This is a genomic window from Chryseobacterium indologenes (genome assembly GCF_002025665.1).
In the GTDB taxonomy this organism is placed as follows: domain Bacteria; phylum Bacteroidota; class Bacteroidia; order Flavobacteriales; family Weeksellaceae; genus Chryseobacterium; species Chryseobacterium metallicongregator.
This window is the reverse complement of the sequence record NZ_CP018786.1, coordinates 3,414,257-3,431,084: the sequence shown is the minus strand read 5'-3', so window position 1 is coordinate 3,431,084 and position 16,828 is coordinate 3,414,257. Positions and strand designations below refer to the sequence as shown.

Genomic DNA, 16,828 nt, shown 5'->3' with positions numbered 1-16,828 from the left:
TTATTTCCCATATTAAACAATCTGAGCACTTTCCTTGATACTGTTCATAACAAAAATACTTTTGGTCTGACCAATTCCTTCAATTTCAGATAATTTGTTCACAAAAAACTCATGGAACTCATCCATATTGGGAGCAAGGATCTTCAGCATAAAATCAAAATCCCCACTGATATTGTAAAACTCTACCACTTCCTTCAGTTTGCCCACTTCCTCAATGAATTTTCCCGCTGTTTTTTTATTATGGACATTTAAGGCAATCATACAGATCACCATCATTCCTTTATTGACCTTTTTACGGTCTACTACAGCAGTATATTCTTTAATGATTCCCTGTTTTTCCATACGTTTGATACGCTCATGCGTAGGCGTAGGACTCAAATTGATCCTTGCCGAAATATCACGGACACTCATCTTTGCATCTTTCTGAAGCAAACGGAGGATAGATAAGTCTTTTTCATCTGGAATATAATTTTCAGTTGCCATTTTGTTCTGTTTTTATAGGTTTTTTCTGGTAGATCAGATGTTTTGTTCTTTTAAATGTTTTAAATATTAAATATTGTTCCAAATTTAAGGTTAAATTTTTAAATACGTTCTGTTAATTTTAATTTTGCAGGAAATTTGAAACATGGATACAAGAAAGAATGTAATATTAATTTTAGCATCGGTAGGAACATTTGTAGAGGCGTTGGATATTGCCATTATTAATTTAACCATTCCTTCTATTCAGCAGCAGTTTCAGATTGGAGCCGAGACTGTTCAGTGGTTGCAGACGCTCTATGTATTGTTCTTTGGAGGATTTCTGATCATTGGAGGGAAGCTTTCAGACCAGATCGGGAGAAAAAAAATGTTTCTCCTTGGAGCGTTGATCTTTATGCTTACTTCATTAGGCGCAGGATTATCTCAAAATTTTGAGGTACTGGCCATCTTCCGTGCTTTACAGGGATTGGGAGCTGCGTTAGTAATGCCATCAGCGCTGTCTATTGTAACCAATACGTTCAGGGGAGAACAGGAAAGAAACCGGGCCATCGGAATTTTCAGTTCATTTGCTGCTATTGGTTCAGGAAGTGGTCTTTCAGTAGGAGGAATTATCAGTACATACCTGAGCTGGCATTGGGTTTTCCTGATCAATGTTCCTATTCTTTTAATCACATTGGTGTTATCGTACTATTATCTGCCGGCAGATGAGAAAAATGAAACTGCTCAAAAAACAGATATGGTTTCAGGAATATTGATGGTACTTGGGCTTTTAAGTCTGACTTACGGAACTCATGAATTGATTCATATTAAAGAACAGCCTTTCCTGGTAATAGGTTCTTTGGTACTGGCATTAGTACTGCTTGTTATGGTGTATTACCGTTTAAAATCTGTTGCTGAGCCTTTGGTAGATTTAAAACTATTTAAACATAGATCTTTAGTGGTTTCCAATGCGGTATTCTTTACCCTGGGAGCATTTTTTATCGGGTTTTTATTTCTAATTTCACTGATGCTTCAGAAAGATATGGGATATAGTGCTGCTTCTGCAGGATTAATGCTTGTTCCGTTCAGTATTCTTTCTGCTTTGACGGCTAAATTTATTCTGCCACACGTATCAAAACGTCTGAGCTCTTCCCAGATGGGAATTTTAGGGTGGTCTTTCATGCTGACTGGAGGTTTGTTACTCTTGATTTCTGTTTATACCGGACATCCGCTAACAGTAGTTTTATTGGGAGCGGCATGCATCTCCGGAGTTGGAATGACATTTTGTTTTACCGCACTTTCAGTGATGGGAATTCAGGATGTGGAACCTGCACATTACGGGTTGGCATCAAGTTTGAGCTCTACAAGTTACTTTCTGGGAGCAGGAATCGGATTGTCATTCATGACATTGATGAGTCAGATTTTTCCATCAGAACTTGCAGTCGGAAGCCTGAATCTGATTATTTTGATCAGTTATGCTTTACTGGCTCTCGGAATGTTATTCTATTTTATATTGAAAAGCTTAAAATTGAAACAGGCAGAAGTAGCTGTTTCATAAGCGGTCTTAAAAATACACAAACTATATGAGGAAAGAATCGATGCTTAGGTGTCGGTTCTTTTTTTTGTTCTTTTGCCATTCTGTTTCCCTTTACTACCTTTGCTATTTACTATATATCATGAAAATACAGGTTATCAGCGATCTTCATCGGGAATTTGGAAGTACGGAATTATGTTTTGATCACGCAGATGTGTTGGTACTGGCAGGGGATATCAATCTGGGAACCAAAGGAGTTGAATGGATTAAAGAAACAATACCCAATAAACCTGTCATCTATGTTTTGGGCAATCATGAATACTATAAAGGCTCATACCCGAAGACACTCAATAAAATTAAGGAAGCAGCGTTGGATACCAATGTTCACGTGCTGGAAAATTCATTTGTAGACATTGACGGTATTCGTTTTCATGGGGCAACGCTGTGGACAGATTTTTCAATCTTTGGAAATCCTGTTCAGTACGGAATGCTTTGTCAGTCCAAAATGAACGATTATAAAATGATCAGGAGAGATCCTTCCTATTCAAAAATGAGAACATTAGATACCTTTAAAATTCATCAGCTTTCAAAACAATGGTTAAAAGAAAGTCTTGAAGACTCAAAAGGACTTAAAAATATTGTCGTTACCCATCATGCTCCCAGTCTCCAATCAGTGCCGGAGCATTATAAAGAAGATCCCGTTACCTCTGCCTATGCATCTGATCTGGAAGATGTAATCAAAGAATATCAACCTTTGTACTGGATTCATGGGCATATCCATACGCCATGCAGATATAAAATTGAAAAAACAGAAGTTATTTGTAATCCTCATGGGTATATCGATGAAAAATATAACGGCTATGATAAAGAACTGATTGTTATCGTTTAGCAAAAAAGTAGTTTTGCCTATTGCCTATTGCCTATTGCCTATTGCCTATTGCCTATTGCCTATTGCCTATTGCCTATTGCCTATTGCCTATTGCCTATTTTATCCTTTCTCCTTAATCACTATCTTCGTATTCTAATACCTTTCCAATGCCTAAAAAATCCCAGCCAAAACCTGATTTTGTTTCGCAGCTTGCTTTTGATGAAGTTCTTCAGCAGGTGGAATTTGATCTTAGAATCAAGGAATTTGTCGTGATGGAAATTGACAAGGCAAACTACATCATACAACCTAATATGCCTTATCGTTCCGACTATTTCTGCATTTTTATGGTGCAAAAAGGAGGCGTTACATTCAGGTTGGATGATAAGAGTTACAGCGTGACCAAAGGAGATATTATTTTTTGCCCCATGCTGGAAACATTTTGGCTGGATGAAATTACAGAAGACTACAATGCTAAATATATTTTCTTTTCATTGAACTTTATATCCGATGCAGGCTTTAATTATAAATCAAATAATGTTCTCAAGAGCCTGTCTTCTGATCCGGCCAATATCATCAGGAATGAATCGGATGTATACAGGAAAGTGAATTTCCATCTCGACGAGTTGAAAGTTTTGAATGACAAGGAAAAAGATAATTATTATTTCAATGAAATGATCTGGCATCATTTTTCACTGGTGATTTACGAAATTGACAATTATTTCAAGAAAACGGAGAGACCTCATCCGGTTACCCACAGAGAAGATGAGCTGACGACCAGTTTCTTTAAGCTCGTTCAGCATCATTTCAAAGAAGAACACAATGTTCAGTTCTATGCCGATAAACTTTTTATCAGCCGTAAATACCTTACGAAAGTGATCAATAAAACGGTATTTAAATCCCCGAGAGATATTATCCATCAGGTATTGGCTGTTGAAGCCAGGCTGCTGCTGAAAAATCCTAACCTGAATATCAGTGAAGTGGCATCCAAGTTGAGTTTTTCAGATCAGGCATCTTTCAGTAAATTTTTTAAAAAACACGCGGGAAGATCTCCTTTGGAATACAAAAAAGATGATTTGTATTGATAATCAGTGATTTGTGTTTTTGAGACGTCTTTTTACCAAATTTCAACTATTATTTTGATTAAAAATAGCAAATAGTATTATTTATATTGTCTATGAATGATATTTCTCATGTTTTTTTAAATAAGGAGTCTTTTTGACAAAATAAGGAGTTTTTCGAATAATCCTATTGAATTTTTTTCGTTCGATTTTTGTGCGGAAAATTTAAAAGGACTATTGTTATGCAAAGATTTTTTATTCAAAAATCGACTCTACTTTTTCTCTCGCTGATTGTATTGGCGGGTTGTAAGAAGAATAATCAAAACCAGAGCTATCAGCAGCAGGCGCCGGAATTACCCGTGGCAAAAGTAACACAGGGAGACGCTTCTGTTTCCAGAGAATATGCAGCATCTATTGAAGGGGTTTCCAATGTGGAAATAAGACCTCAGGTAACAGGATATTTAAGCAAAATTTTTGTAGATGAAGGTGATTTTGTAAGGGCAGGGCAGCCGTTGTTCAAAATTGAAGATCAGGTTTTCCGTGAGCAGCTGAAAAGTGCTCAGGCATCTTTGATTACCGCTCAGGCGAATCTTTCCACTTCTAAAATTGATCTGGACAGAAAAAAAGAACTGTTCAAGAACAAAATGGTTTCAGAAATTCAGGTGAAAGAAGCTGAGGCAGCTTATAATGCGGCACGTGGAGCAGTAAGCCAATCCACTTCTACCATTGAATCGGCTAAAATCAATTTGAACTTCTCCACCATTAAAGCTCCGGTAAGCGGATTTATCGGAAGGTTCAACTATCGTCTGGGAAGTTTAATGACTCCGGGAAATCAGGAGCCGATTACCTTATTATCAGATATTCACCAGGTGTATACTTACTTCAGCCTGAGCGAAAATGATTTTAATAATTTCCAGAAGCAGTACACAGGAAGCAGTATTGACGAGGTGATCAAAAATACTCCGGCAGTATCATTATTGCTTTCAGGAGGTGAAAAATATGCTGAAACAGGAAAGATTGATGCTGTAGAAGGACAGTTCAATAAAACAACAGGATCCATTACTTTAAGAGCGAAATTCAACAATCCCAACAACCTTTTGAGAAGCGGGAATACAGGCAAGATTATACTTGATCAGTTCTACAGCAATGTTGTTTTACTTCCGATTGCTTCTACGAGAACCATTCAGGATAAAGTTTTTGTATTTACCATTCAGGGAGGAAAAGCCGCAATGCTTCCGATTGAAGTAAACGGAAAAGCAGGCGATAACTTTATTGTAGCGAAAGGGCTTAAAGCAGGCGATGAATATATCACCAGCGGTTTTGACCGGTTGCAGCCGGGAACTCCTGTAGTGGCACAAAAGAAAAATGCTCAACAGAAAAAATCCTAAGAAGAAGTCATGTTAAAGAAAATTATAAAAAGACCCGTACTGGCAACGGTTATTTCCGTATTGCTTGTTATTCTGGGGATCGTCGGGATGGTAAGCCTTCCGATTACAAAATTTCCGGACATCGCACCTCCTACCGTTATGGTAACAGCTGCTTATCCGGGAGCTAATGCTGAAACAATTGCCAGGTCAGTAGCACCGCCACTGGAAAATGCCATCAATGGAGTGGAAAATATGGACTATATTACTTCTACAGCGAGTAATGACGGTACATTGAGTATTACTGTTATTTTTAAATTAGGAACAGATCCGGATCAGGCCGCGATTAACGTTCAGAACAGAGTGGCACAGGTGACCAACCAGCTTCCTGCAGAGGTAATCCAGGCGGGAATCACCACCGTGAAAAGACAGAACAGTATGATTGCGATGGTCTCTCTGACCAGTAAAGATGGTACGATGAGTGATCTTTTTCTTGAAAACTATGCGAAAATCAACATTGTTCCGGAACTGAAAAGAGTAAAAGGAGTAGGAGATGCCATGGTGTATGGAAATAAAGATTACTCCATGCGTATCTGGCTGGACCCGAATAAACTGACTTCCTACAATCTTACGCCCTCCGATGTTTCCCGTGCTATTCAGACGCAAAACCTTGAAGCAGCACCCGGAAGATTAGGGGAAAGAAGTAAAGAAGTGATGGAATATGTTCTTCGCTACAAAGGAAAATTTACAGAACCTGAGCAATATGAAAATATCACGATTAAAGCGTTGAATGATGGTTCTGTTTTAAAATTAAAAGACATTGCCAAAGTAGAATTCGGAGCGTACAGTTATACGGTTTCTTCCAATTATAATAAAAAAGCTTCGGTAACGATGGCGATCTTCCAGATGGCTGGATCCAATGCCAATGAAGTACAGATCGCCCTTCAGGAAAGAATGAAAGAGCTGGAAAAGTCCTTCCCTGCAGGAATGGATTATGAAATTCCCTATGCTACAAAAGATGCACTGGATCAATCCATAGAGCAGGTTATTCATACATTGATAGAAGCATTTATCCTGGTTTTTATTGTGGTGTATATCTTCCTTCAGGATTTCCGTTCTACGCTGATTCCGGCTATTGCAGTTCCGGTATCTATTGTAGGAACGTTCTTCTTTATGAAGGTTTTCGGATTCTCTATTAATATTCTTACGTTGTTTGCTTTGGTACTCGCCATTGGTATTGTAGTGGATGATGCTATTGTTGTGGTGGAAGCGGTTCATGCTAAAATGGAACATAAAAAGCTTAATCCGAGGGCTGCAACAATGTCAGCGATGAGTGAAATTACAGGAGCCATTGTTTCCATTACATTGATCATGTCTGCCGTATTCGTTCCGGTAGCCTTTATGAGTGGTTCCACGGGATTGTTTTACCAGCAGTTTGCCTTGACATTGGCTATCGCGATTGTGATTTCAGCGATCAATGCCTTGACATTGAGCCCGGCGTTATGTGCTTTATTTTTAAAACAACACCATCCGGGAACGCATGAAAAAATGAATTTCAAAGATCGTTTCTTCGCAGGTTTCAATGCCAGCTTTAATAAACTGACATTCCGTTATGGGAAAGCTGTGCTGTTCCTTTTGAAAAGAAAATGGGTGGCACTTGTTATGATTGTGGCTTTCGGAGGTTTGTTTGCATGGATGTCTATGACAACGCCTAAAGGATTTATTCCGGACGAAGACCAGAGTTTTATCATTGTAACCGCGAACCTTGCTCCGGGAGCTTCAAAAGACAGAACCTCAAAAGTAGTTTCCGATACTGAAGATTTATTGATGAAAAATCCGGCCGTGGATAAAGTAATTTCTGTAGACGGATTGAACTTATTCAGTGGTTCAATGTCATCATCGGCAGCTTCTATTTTCGTTAAATTAAAAAAAGGAGGCGAGAGAGGTGCTGTTAATAATATCAATGACATAATCGGACAAACCCAGGGAATGCTTTCCCAGGATAAAAGAGCTAATTTCCTTGTGATCAATACGCCAACGGTAGATGGTTTCGGAAATACCAGTGGAATGGAACTTGTGCTTCAGGACCGTACCAACGGAGAACTTCAGAATTTAGGAAATATTTCTTACGGAATGATGGGAGCTTTGATGCAGAGACCTGAAGTAGCGGTAGCATTTACCACTTTCGATGTTACGTATCCGCAGTTTGAAGTGCTTGTAGATGAAGTGAAATCTGCCCAGCTGGGAGTCAATGTTTCTGACGTATTAGGAGTAATGCAGGGATATTACGGAAGTATTCAGGCATCTGATTTCAATAGATTTGGAAAGTATTACAGAGTTCTGGTACAATCTACACCAGAGACAAGACAAGATAAAGAATCCCTGAACGGAATTTTTGTTAAAAATAATTTAGGTCAGATGGTTCCTATCAATACGTTGGTAAGCCTGAAACAGGTAACAGGAGCTGAGGTAGTAGACCGCTTCAACCTGTTTAATTCATCCAATTTAACAGTAATGGCAGCTCCGGGATATAGTACCGGACAGGCTATGGCCGCCATTGAAGAAGTGAGCAAGCAGGTACTTCCTCCGGGATATACTTATGATTATAAAGGAATGAGCCGTGAAGAAGCAGGTTCAAGCTCACAATCTGTTATGATCTTCGGATTATGTATCGTGTTTGTATTCTTCCTTTTATCTGCTCAATATGAAAGTTATATTCTTCCATTGGCTGTATTGATTGCTATTCCGGTGGGACTTTCCGGAGTATTTGTAGGAATTACATTTGCGGAATTATCCAATAATATTTATGTACAGATTGCTCTGGTAATGTTGATTGGGTTATTAGCAAAAAATGGTATCCTGATTGTGGAATTTGCCATTCAGAGACGTAGAGCAGGGAAAAGTCTTATCGCCTCTGCGGTGGAAGGAGCAAAAGCCCGTTTACGTCCTATTTTGATGACCTCTCTGGCATTTATTACCGGATTGATCCCATTGATCTTTGTGGTTGGACCTTCTGCAATGGGTAACCATTCTATTGGATATGCCGCCATTTCAGGGATGCTTTTCGGAACGATCTTAGGAATTTTCGTAGTTCCTGTTCTTTTCGTAGTGTTTCAGGCCTTGCATGAAAGAATCAACGGAAAAGTGGTAACCGATGCAGATTGGGAATATTAATTCAAATGATTTTAACAATGAAAATAAAAAATATAGCATATATCGCATTCATTTCGGGAACCGCAATCTCCTGTAAAGTTCAGAAATATGAACGGCCTGAAGTAAAAATGCCTGAAGCTTTCAGAAGTGACAGCATTGTAGCAGGTTCTCATGAAAATATTGCGAAGATCAGCTACAAAGACTTTTTTAAAGATCCTGTTCTTGTAGGATTGATAGATAAAGCGATGGTGCAAAATAACGATCTTCAGGTCGCTTTAAAACAAATAGAATTTGCTTCATTGGCTTACAATCAGAGCAAATGGGCAAATATTCCGACTGTTAGTGCTTCTGCCAATGCCAATATCAACCGTCCTTCAGACAACAGTATGAACGGAATGATGGCCGGACAGTTTATGGGAAAAAGGTATATGGAAGATTATACAACTTCTTTGAGTTTCTCATGGGAAGCCGATATCTGGGGAAAGATTAAAGGAAGAAAGGAACAGGCTTTGGTCGAATATCTTAAAACACAGGAAGCGGCAAAAGCGGTAAAAACTCAGGTTGTAGCTGCGGTTGTACAGGGATATTACAACTTGTTAATGCTGGATACTCAGCTGGAAATTACAAAATCTAATCTGGCTTATGCGGATAATACGCTGAAATTTCTGACCAAACAGCAGGAACTTGGTTTGACAACAGCTTTGGCGGTACAGCAACAGGAAATTGTAAAAGATCAGATTTTGAAATCAATTCCGGCTATTGAAAGTTCTGTAACAACCCAGGAAAATGCTTTGAGCCTGTTAACGGGATCTATGCCCGGAAAAATTGAAAGAAATGCAAGCCTGAACAATGTACAGTCTCCGGATCATCTTGCTGCAGGAATTCCTTCTGAATTATTAAGCTACAGACCGGATATTAAAACGGCAGAATTGGAAGTCAGAAAAAGTGCTGCTGCGATTCATGTGGCAAAAATGAGTATGTATCCTTCATTGAATATTACTGCGCAGGGTGGTGTGAATGCCTTCCAGATCAGCAAATGGTTCAGTGTTCCGGGATCGCTTTTCGGAATGGTAGCGGGAGCTGTAGCACAGCCTATTTTGAACGGGAAACAGTTGAAAACCCAATATGAGCAGTCTAAAGTATTGGCTGATCAGGCGGAAATTAACTTTAAGCAATCTGTTTTAAAAGCGGTAGGTGAAGTTTCTGATGCATTGGTTCAGATTAAAAAGCTGGAAGAACAGCAGAAAATTGCAGAAGGACTGGCAGTGAAATCTGGAGAAGCAGTAAAGAAGGCTGATCTGTTATTTAAATATAATTCAGCAACTTATGTAGAAGTGATTATCGCACAAACGAATAAACTTCAGGCAGAACTGGAGCTGGCTTCTCTGAAAACCCAGAGACTGAATGCCATTACAGCGCTGTACCGCTCTGTAGGAGGCGGATGGCAATAAAGTAAAATTGAATCTGTTTCGTCTTTAATGACGAAGCAGGTTTTTAATCCATTATCATTATGAAGACAAATATACAAGAGGGGATCATTCTCATTCCGGATTTCAGCGGATTTACCGAATTTGTGTTCAATACAAAATTGTACACAGGTGAGTATATTGTGCGACAATTATTGTCTACACTGATTGATGTGAACGATGAGTATTTTGAAATTTCCGAGATTGAGGGCGATGCCATTTTATTTTACCGTTATGATGAAAATCCATCCTATCAGAGTATTTCAACAATATTGTGGAAGATGAGAAGTGCCTTCAACAGGAAAATAGAGGAGTTAAGTAAAAGTTTAAGCACAAAAATTGATCTGGCTCTTAAGTTTATTGTTCATTACGGATCCTTCTCACAGTACAATATTGGAAACTTCAGAAAATTATATGGAAAAACGATTGTGGAAGCCCATCAGCTTTTGAAAAACGGAGTGGCAGAACAACCTTCTTATGCGCTTTTCAGTAATTCTTTTCTGGAAAGCAGTAAAAATAAGGAGTCTGATTTTAATAAAGATCCGCTTCGTTTGCCGGAAGTAGGTGTTATCCACTATTTTGAAAATTTAAACTAGCATATATTTTTTAATATCATTCCTTGTAAATTTGCTATTGCTAGCGGCCCGGGTGAGATCCGGGCTTTTTTTATGGGACTACCTCTGAATAAAAATTGATTTATATAGACTGGAAGTAAAATATTCATATAATTATCAAGGATTTTAAAACTTTTTTACGCTAAATTTAAATTATGTGTAAAAAGCTTTTTTAAGAATATTTATTATGAAAGTGATTTATATTGTCTCTTTTTATTGAATAATGTGTAGTGTTTTTGAATTTATGTTTAAATTTAGTGCTGATATCTTGTTGGTAATTAAGTATTTATTTTAATTTTTTTCTTTTTTGATGTAACGAAATTATCAAGATAGTGGTCTTATAGATAAAACTATAATTTCACATGAAAATACTATTATTTCCAATAGCACTATTAACAGGCTCATTAGCAATGGCTCAGCAAGCTCCAGCTCCGGCAGCCAGCGATACTGTAAAAGGAAATGCAAAAGAAATAGAAGCTGTTACACTGGTAGCCAGAAAACCAACAGTAGAATCGAAAATAGACAGAACTGTATTCAATGTAGCCAATAGTGCAATTCTGGCAGGAAATACAACATGGGATGTTCTTAGGATGACGCCTTTGGTAAGTATTGATAACAATGATGAGGTAAAAGCCGAGGGACAATTGGTTACCGTATACATCAATGACAGGAAATCTGTTTTTACAGGAAAAGAATTGAAGGAATATCTTAAAACAATTCCAGCAGATAACCTGATGAAAATTGAAGTGATTACCAGCCCGTCTTCCCGTTATGAAACTTCAGGATCCGTGATCAATATTGTCCTTAAAAAAAGAGATGATGAAGGAATAAAAGGAAGCATCTCCCTCAACAACAGGCAAAGTACAAAGAACTCACAATACACGAACTTCAACCTGAACTATCATAAGAAAAAGTTTACCCAAACCTTTATAGGAGGCTACAATAGCGGAAATTATGTACAAAAGACCCAAACATGGGACAATCGGTATGCAACGAATAAACTGACCCAGTTCAATTTGGAGAATGTGATGAGAAACGAAAGTCCGTCTATTTCTTCCACTTCAGAATTTGCACTGAATGATAAAAACAATATCGGATTTGTAGCAGAATATTCACAGAGCAGAAATTTGTCTCTGTCAGAGTCTAATGGGATGATCTTCAATAATGGTGAGCCTGGAGACTCTTTTCTTCAGACTCAGAATACATGGGGATTCAACCGTAATCTGGGAACGAATGCTTTCTATAAATATTATGATAAAGAAAAGAACAGAATTTTAGATATTAATTTAGGAACCAATTACTCCAGCAATGACAATGACAATTTAATTGATAAACAAATTAATAATCAGACTGGCAGCTCAAATCAGCAGCTGGGAGTTATCAGCTCCAATCAGATGCGTAATTATTATCTGAAAGTAGATTATACACAGCCTTTAGGGAAATCTGGGGGTACTGTAGAAGTAGGAGGAAAAACGGAAATTAATAACCATGTTATTCCCAATAGTCTGTATGGATTCAGTATGAATGATAGTCATTCAGAATATTACAATCTTGCGAGAAATGATATCTTTCATTATGAGGATAATCTGAGCTCTTTATATGCCAACTATAGTAAGACATTCTTTGAAAAACTGGAAACAAGAATCGGAGTACGTTATGAATATATTGATTATAAAGTAAGACAGGATGTTGCGGGGACAGAGAGAAAAGATTCATACGGAACTTTTCTTCCCAATTTATTGCTGAAATATAATTTTTCAGAGAAATTTGATTTAAGTCTTACCTATAACCGAAGCATCTGGAGACCGTGGTATTCTGAATTTAATCCTTTCCTCGTTCCTGAAATTAACGGAACCTATTCCAGAGGAAACCTTTATCTGAATCCCAATCCGAATGACCGGCTTTATATGAAATTGGGAATCCTGAAAAAATACTTTATCTCTGCAAGATATATGCACACGAATCAGGATTACTGGACAACGTATGTTACGGAAAACGGAAGAACGGTTTCATTGCCAGGAAACTTCGATGGAAAGGTTGAAAAATATTACCTGTTTGCCAATACCAACCAGAACTTCCTGAAAAATAAACTGAATGTGAACGCCGGATTCGGATGGTATTACATTAATAATAAAGACTTCAACCAAAAGAATGATCTAAGGGGTAAAGACTATATCAGTTATTGGGGAGCTTCTGCCAACGTATCTTACACGAATCTTTTCAATAAAAATATTAATCTAAGTGCGTGGGTAGAATTGGCCAACCAGAATAATGGAAATTCTTATGCGAATAATACCAACGTATTCCATAATATTTCAGTGACCAAAATATTCCCGAAAACTCAGATGGAGCTAAGTATGCAGCTGATGAATATCTTTAAAAGACCTTACGGTGATAACACGACTTATAGCCCGGACGGAACATTCAGAGAGTACTCAAAATGGGACTGGTATGGTGTTTCCCTTACTTTCGTAAAACGTTTCGGAAATCAGAAGGTAAAAGAAAATACAAAAACCGACGTAGAGAAAAACGGAGGCGGAGGAAAGTAATTCAGTATTTGTTAGATAAAAATGAAAGCAGGTTTCCAATTGGGAATCTGCTTCTTTATTAACCATATAAACAATAAACACCGGTTTGTCAGAAAACGTACATAAAGTATAGCAGATTGTTTGCTGTATAAACGCAATGCTCGCAAAGTTGTATTACATGGTATACTTTTTTCGATCGCAATGGCACTTCGTTTAGCAATGGTATATTTGTCTCAGCTGAGTTTAACGCCTTTGCGAACTTTTTTCCATAAAAATTATTTCTGAAAGAATTGCGCTCTTTTGCGTTTAAACAATAGTGTCTTATAGATTTCGTAATCTGAGCAGAGCTAAAATTGTGTGACCTGTTGGAGAATAAAAAAACAGATCCCAATCTGGAATCTGTTTGCATTCTATCAAATAATTATTAAATAGAGTTTAGTACTCTTAACTCTCAGTTTTATTTAAGGGTAAATTTCACTTTCGTTTTAATAGCATCTGAGGAATTTCCAATCAATGCTTCAAAATCTCCAGGTTCAGCTACCCAATCGTGTTTTTGAGCATCAAAATAACTTAGAGCTGTTTTATCAATCGTGAAAGTAACTTCTTTTTGCTCTCCCGGGTTCAGATATACTTTTTCAAAACCTTTCAGCTCTTTTGCAGGGCGTGGAACAGATGATTTTAAATCACTGATATAAAGCTGGGCAACTTCTGCTCCTGCTTTTTTACCTGTATTTTTAACGGTTACTGAAAATGTGATTTTACCGTCCTGTGAAATAGTAATCTGGTCTGCTTTTGCTTTTCCGAATTCGAAAGTGGTATAACTCAATCCATGTCCGAAACTGAAAAGAGGTTTTATATTCTTAGTGTCATGCCAACGATAGCCTACAAAAATGCTTTCATTGTAAGTAATATTGATAGGATTTTTCTGATCTTTACCTTTTCCTGCTGCAAACTCATCCTTTTGCCCTGGATATTCTCCAAGCTGATGGGCTGAATTGTCTTCAAGTTTTACAGGGAAGGTAAACGGAAGCTTTCCTGATGGGTTGGCATCTCCGGCTAAAACAGCGGCAATAGAGTTTCCTGCTTCAGAGCCCAGATACCAAGCCTGTAAAACTGTGGGAACTTCTTTAATCCATGGCATTGCTACGGCATTTCCGGAAACTAAAATTACTGCAAGGTTTTTATTTGCTTTGGCAATAGCAGAAATCACGTGATCCTGATTGTAGGGTAATCCATAGCTTTTTCTGTCGTTTCCTTCACTGTCCTGGAAGTCTGCTTTGTTCAAACCTCCTACGAAAATTACGTAATCCGATTTTTTAGCTAATTCTATAGCTTCATTCAGTAATTCTGCTTCAGAGCGGGAATCTTTTAAATCCTGTCCGGATTTTACGCCATTGTATTCTCCTCCGATGTCACCTACATAACCTCTTGCATATTGTACATCTGCCTGTTTTCCAAATCTGGATTTGATTCCGTCTAAAGGAAGGGTTTCATATTTCACTTTTAAAGATGAAGAACCTCCGCCTACCGTCATTATTTTGATGGCATTTTCTCCGATAACCGCTATTTTTTTAGCCTTATTAATATCAATTGGAAGAATATTGCCCTGATTTTTTAATAAAACAATTCCTTCTTCTCCGATTTCTTTAGCAACCGCTTTATGCTCTTCAGAAGCAATATTTCCGAAAGGCTTGTTGCGGTTCATTGTCGTTTTATAGGCAAGACGAAGAAGTCTTGTTACCTTATCATCCAATTCTTTAGTTCCTACTTTTCCTGCTTTAATCAAATCAAGATAAGGCTTTGCCAGATAATAATTATCATAGGCATTTTTCGTCCCTGCGGAAAGTCCGTTCGTCCATGACCCGAATTCAAGATCAAGACCGTTATGGATGGCCTGTTCTGTATTGTTTACAGCACCCCAGTCGGATACCACTACGCCTTTATAGTTCCATTCTTTCTTTAAAATATCATTTAACAGATACTGATTCTGGCTGGCATACTGACCTTTGTACATGTCATAAGCACCCATGATGGTCCAGGAATCACCTTCTGTTACGGCTGCTTTGAAAGGTGGCAGATAGATTTCATAAAGAGCTCTGTCGTCTACATTCACATTGCTTGTATGGCGGAACATTTCCTGATTGTTCAGGGCAAAATGTTTCACAGAGGTTGCCACTCCGTTAGACTGTACTCCTTTAATGTAAGGTACTACCATCTTTGAAGTCAGATAAGGATCTTCACCCATGTATTCAAAATTTCTTCCATTCAGCGGAGTTCTGTAAATATTAACTCCAGGTCCCAGAAGAATATCTTTTTTTCTGTAGCGGGCTTCTTCACCCAACGCTTTACCATAATTCCATGACATTTTTTTATTCCATGTGGCGGATAAAGCGGTCAGGGCAGGGTAGGCGATAATAGAATCGTTTGTCCATCCGGCCTGATCCCATTCGTCCCACATTACCTCAGGACGTACTCCATGAGGGCCATCTGTTGTCCAGAATTCAGGAATTCCCAATCTGGGAACACCCGGTGAGCTGAATTTCGACTGTGCATGAAGCATGGCCACTTTTTCTTCCAGTGTCATTCTTGATAATGCATCCTGAATACGCTGTTCTACAGGTTTGGATTCATCTAAATAAACGGGGATGGTAGTATTGGTCTGAGCCATATAAGAAGCAGAAATAAAGGTGAGTAAACTTATAATGACGGTTTTCTTTAACATAATGCCTTTCTATTTGATTTACAGCAAAAATAAAGAAAATTTTTTATTATCTCAAATTGAGAAAATAAAATTTTAGCGAATAAAAAACTGCCTGCTTAATGGCGGACAGCTTTTTATTAAATATTGTATTGGTAAATGCGGAAAAACTGAAGAGAAGCATAAGAGTGAAAAGCAATACTCTGAATCGCGAAAACCCGTACCCCGAATCCACCCTCACAACTCTACTACTCTCAAACCCTCAAACTCTCTCACTCATCAATCCCATCCTTTCACAGCGCCACCTTTGAAAATTTCTTTGGCTTTCTTTTCCACTTCGGGAGACTGATAGGCTTTTACAAAGTTTTTTACTTTCTGGCTGTTTTTATTATCTGGTCTGGCAACGACTACATTCACATAAGGTGAGTCTTTATCTTCTACAAGAATACCTTGTTTTTCCTGATCCAACCCTGCCTGAGCAGCAAAATTATTATTAATCACCCCCACAACAACATCTCTGTCTTCCAGAACTCTTGGGATCTGAGCTCCTTCAATTTCCATAATTTTCAGTTGTTTCGGGTTTTCTGTAATATCCGTTACTTTGGGAAGAAGTCCGACACCATCTTTCAATTTCAGCAGACCACTTTTTTGCAGAAGCAGTAAAGAACGTCCTCCGTTGGTAGGATCATTGGGTATAACAATCGTGTTGCCTTCCTGTAGCTGACTGATATTATTAATCTTTTTTGAGTACGCTACTATAGGATAAACAAATGTATTGCCTACAGGCACAAGATTATAACCTCTTTGTTTTGACTGTTCTGTTAAATAAGGAATATGCTGAAAAGCATTGGCATCAATATCTCCGTTGGTCAAAGCTTCATTGGGAACTACATAATCGTTGAAAGGGATAAGCTCCACTTCCAGGTTATACTTATCTTTAGCTACTTTTTTGGCAACTTCGGCAATTTCCTGTTCCGGACCGTAAGTAATTCCTACGCGGATAAAGTTCGGATCATCTTTTCTTCCCGAACATGCGCTGAACAGTAATATTCCGGCAGTTAATAAACCAAAAATCTTTATTTTTTTCAT

The 16,828-nt window shown here is 38.0% G+C and carries 11 protein-coding genes; 8 read left to right on the top strand and 3 right to left on the bottom strand.

Annotated features, from left to right (window positions below):
- Window positions 1-12: 12 nt before the first annotated feature.
- Entirely contained in the window at window positions 13-483 is a 471-nt protein-coding gene (locus BUE84_RS15460) for an Lrp/AsnC family transcriptional regulator (RefSeq protein WP_034696927.1), read from the bottom strand.
- A gap of 142 nt (window positions 484-625) precedes the next feature.
- Here BUE84_RS15460 and BUE84_RS15455 point away from each other — a divergent pair, with 142 nt between their 5' ends.
- The 8 genes from BUE84_RS15455 (at window position 626) to BUE84_RS15420 (ending at window position 13,062) form a co-directional block, all read left to right on the top strand.
- Complete coding sequence (locus tag BUE84_RS15455; RefSeq protein WP_079242444.1) at window positions 626-2,014, top strand: MFS transporter; 1,389 nt, start codon at window positions 626-628, stop codon at window positions 2,012-2,014.
- A gap of 118 nt (window positions 2,015-2,132) precedes the next feature.
- Window positions 2,133-2,879, top strand: coding sequence for a metallophosphoesterase (locus BUE84_RS15450; protein ID WP_079242443.1), 747 nt, complete (start codon window positions 2,133-2,135; stop codon window positions 2,877-2,879).
- Between the two features lie 146 nt (window positions 2,880-3,025).
- On the top strand, window positions 3,026-3,940 hold the full coding sequence (locus BUE84_RS15445; RefSeq protein ID WP_079242442.1) for a helix-turn-helix domain-containing protein: 915 nt from the start codon (window positions 3,026-3,028) through the stop codon (window positions 3,938-3,940).
- A 218-nt stretch (window positions 3,941-4,158) separates the two neighbouring features.
- Complete coding sequence (locus BUE84_RS15440; protein ID WP_079242441.1) at window positions 4,159-5,304, top strand: efflux RND transporter periplasmic adaptor subunit; 1,146 nt, start codon at window positions 4,159-4,161, stop codon at window positions 5,302-5,304.
- Between the two features lie 9 nt (window positions 5,305-5,313).
- Complete coding sequence (locus BUE84_RS15435) at window positions 5,314-8,454, top strand: efflux RND transporter permease subunit (protein WP_079242440.1); 3,141 nt, start codon at window positions 5,314-5,316, stop codon at window positions 8,452-8,454.
- Between the two features lie 17 nt (window positions 8,455-8,471).
- The gene (locus BUE84_RS15430; protein ID WP_079242439.1) at window positions 8,472-9,884 is read left to right on the top strand and encodes an efflux transporter outer membrane subunit; all 1,413 of its coding nucleotides are present in this window, start codon (window positions 8,472-8,474) and stop codon (window positions 9,882-9,884) included.
- A gap of 59 nt (window positions 9,885-9,943) precedes the next feature.
- Window positions 9,944-10,495 (top strand): DUF2652 domain-containing protein, encoded by a 552-nt coding sequence (locus tag BUE84_RS15425; protein ID WP_079242438.1) that lies wholly within the window; start codon window positions 9,944-9,946, stop codon window positions 10,493-10,495.
- A 380-nt stretch (window positions 10,496-10,875) separates the two neighbouring features.
- Window positions 10,876-13,062: an outer membrane beta-barrel protein gene (locus BUE84_RS15420; protein ID WP_079242437.1), complete on the top strand. Its 2,187-nt coding sequence runs from the start codon at window positions 10,876-10,878 to the stop codon at window positions 13,060-13,062.
- Window positions 13,063-13,498: 436 nt separating this feature from the next.
- On the opposite strand, the gene BUE84_RS15415 is transcribed toward BUE84_RS15420, so the two are convergent.
- Together BUE84_RS15415 and metQ are read right to left on the bottom strand one after the other, a co-directional pair.
- Complete coding sequence (locus tag BUE84_RS15415; RefSeq protein ID WP_409993851.1) at window positions 13,499-15,709, bottom strand: glycoside hydrolase family 3 C-terminal domain-containing protein; 2,211 nt, start codon at window positions 15,707-15,709, stop codon at window positions 13,499-13,501.
- 309 nt (window positions 15,710-16,018) lie between these two features.
- A complete protein-coding gene (gene metQ, locus BUE84_RS15410) occupies window positions 16,019-16,828 on the bottom strand; it encodes a methionine ABC transporter substrate-binding lipoprotein MetQ (protein WP_079242435.1) in 810 nt (269 codons plus the stop codon).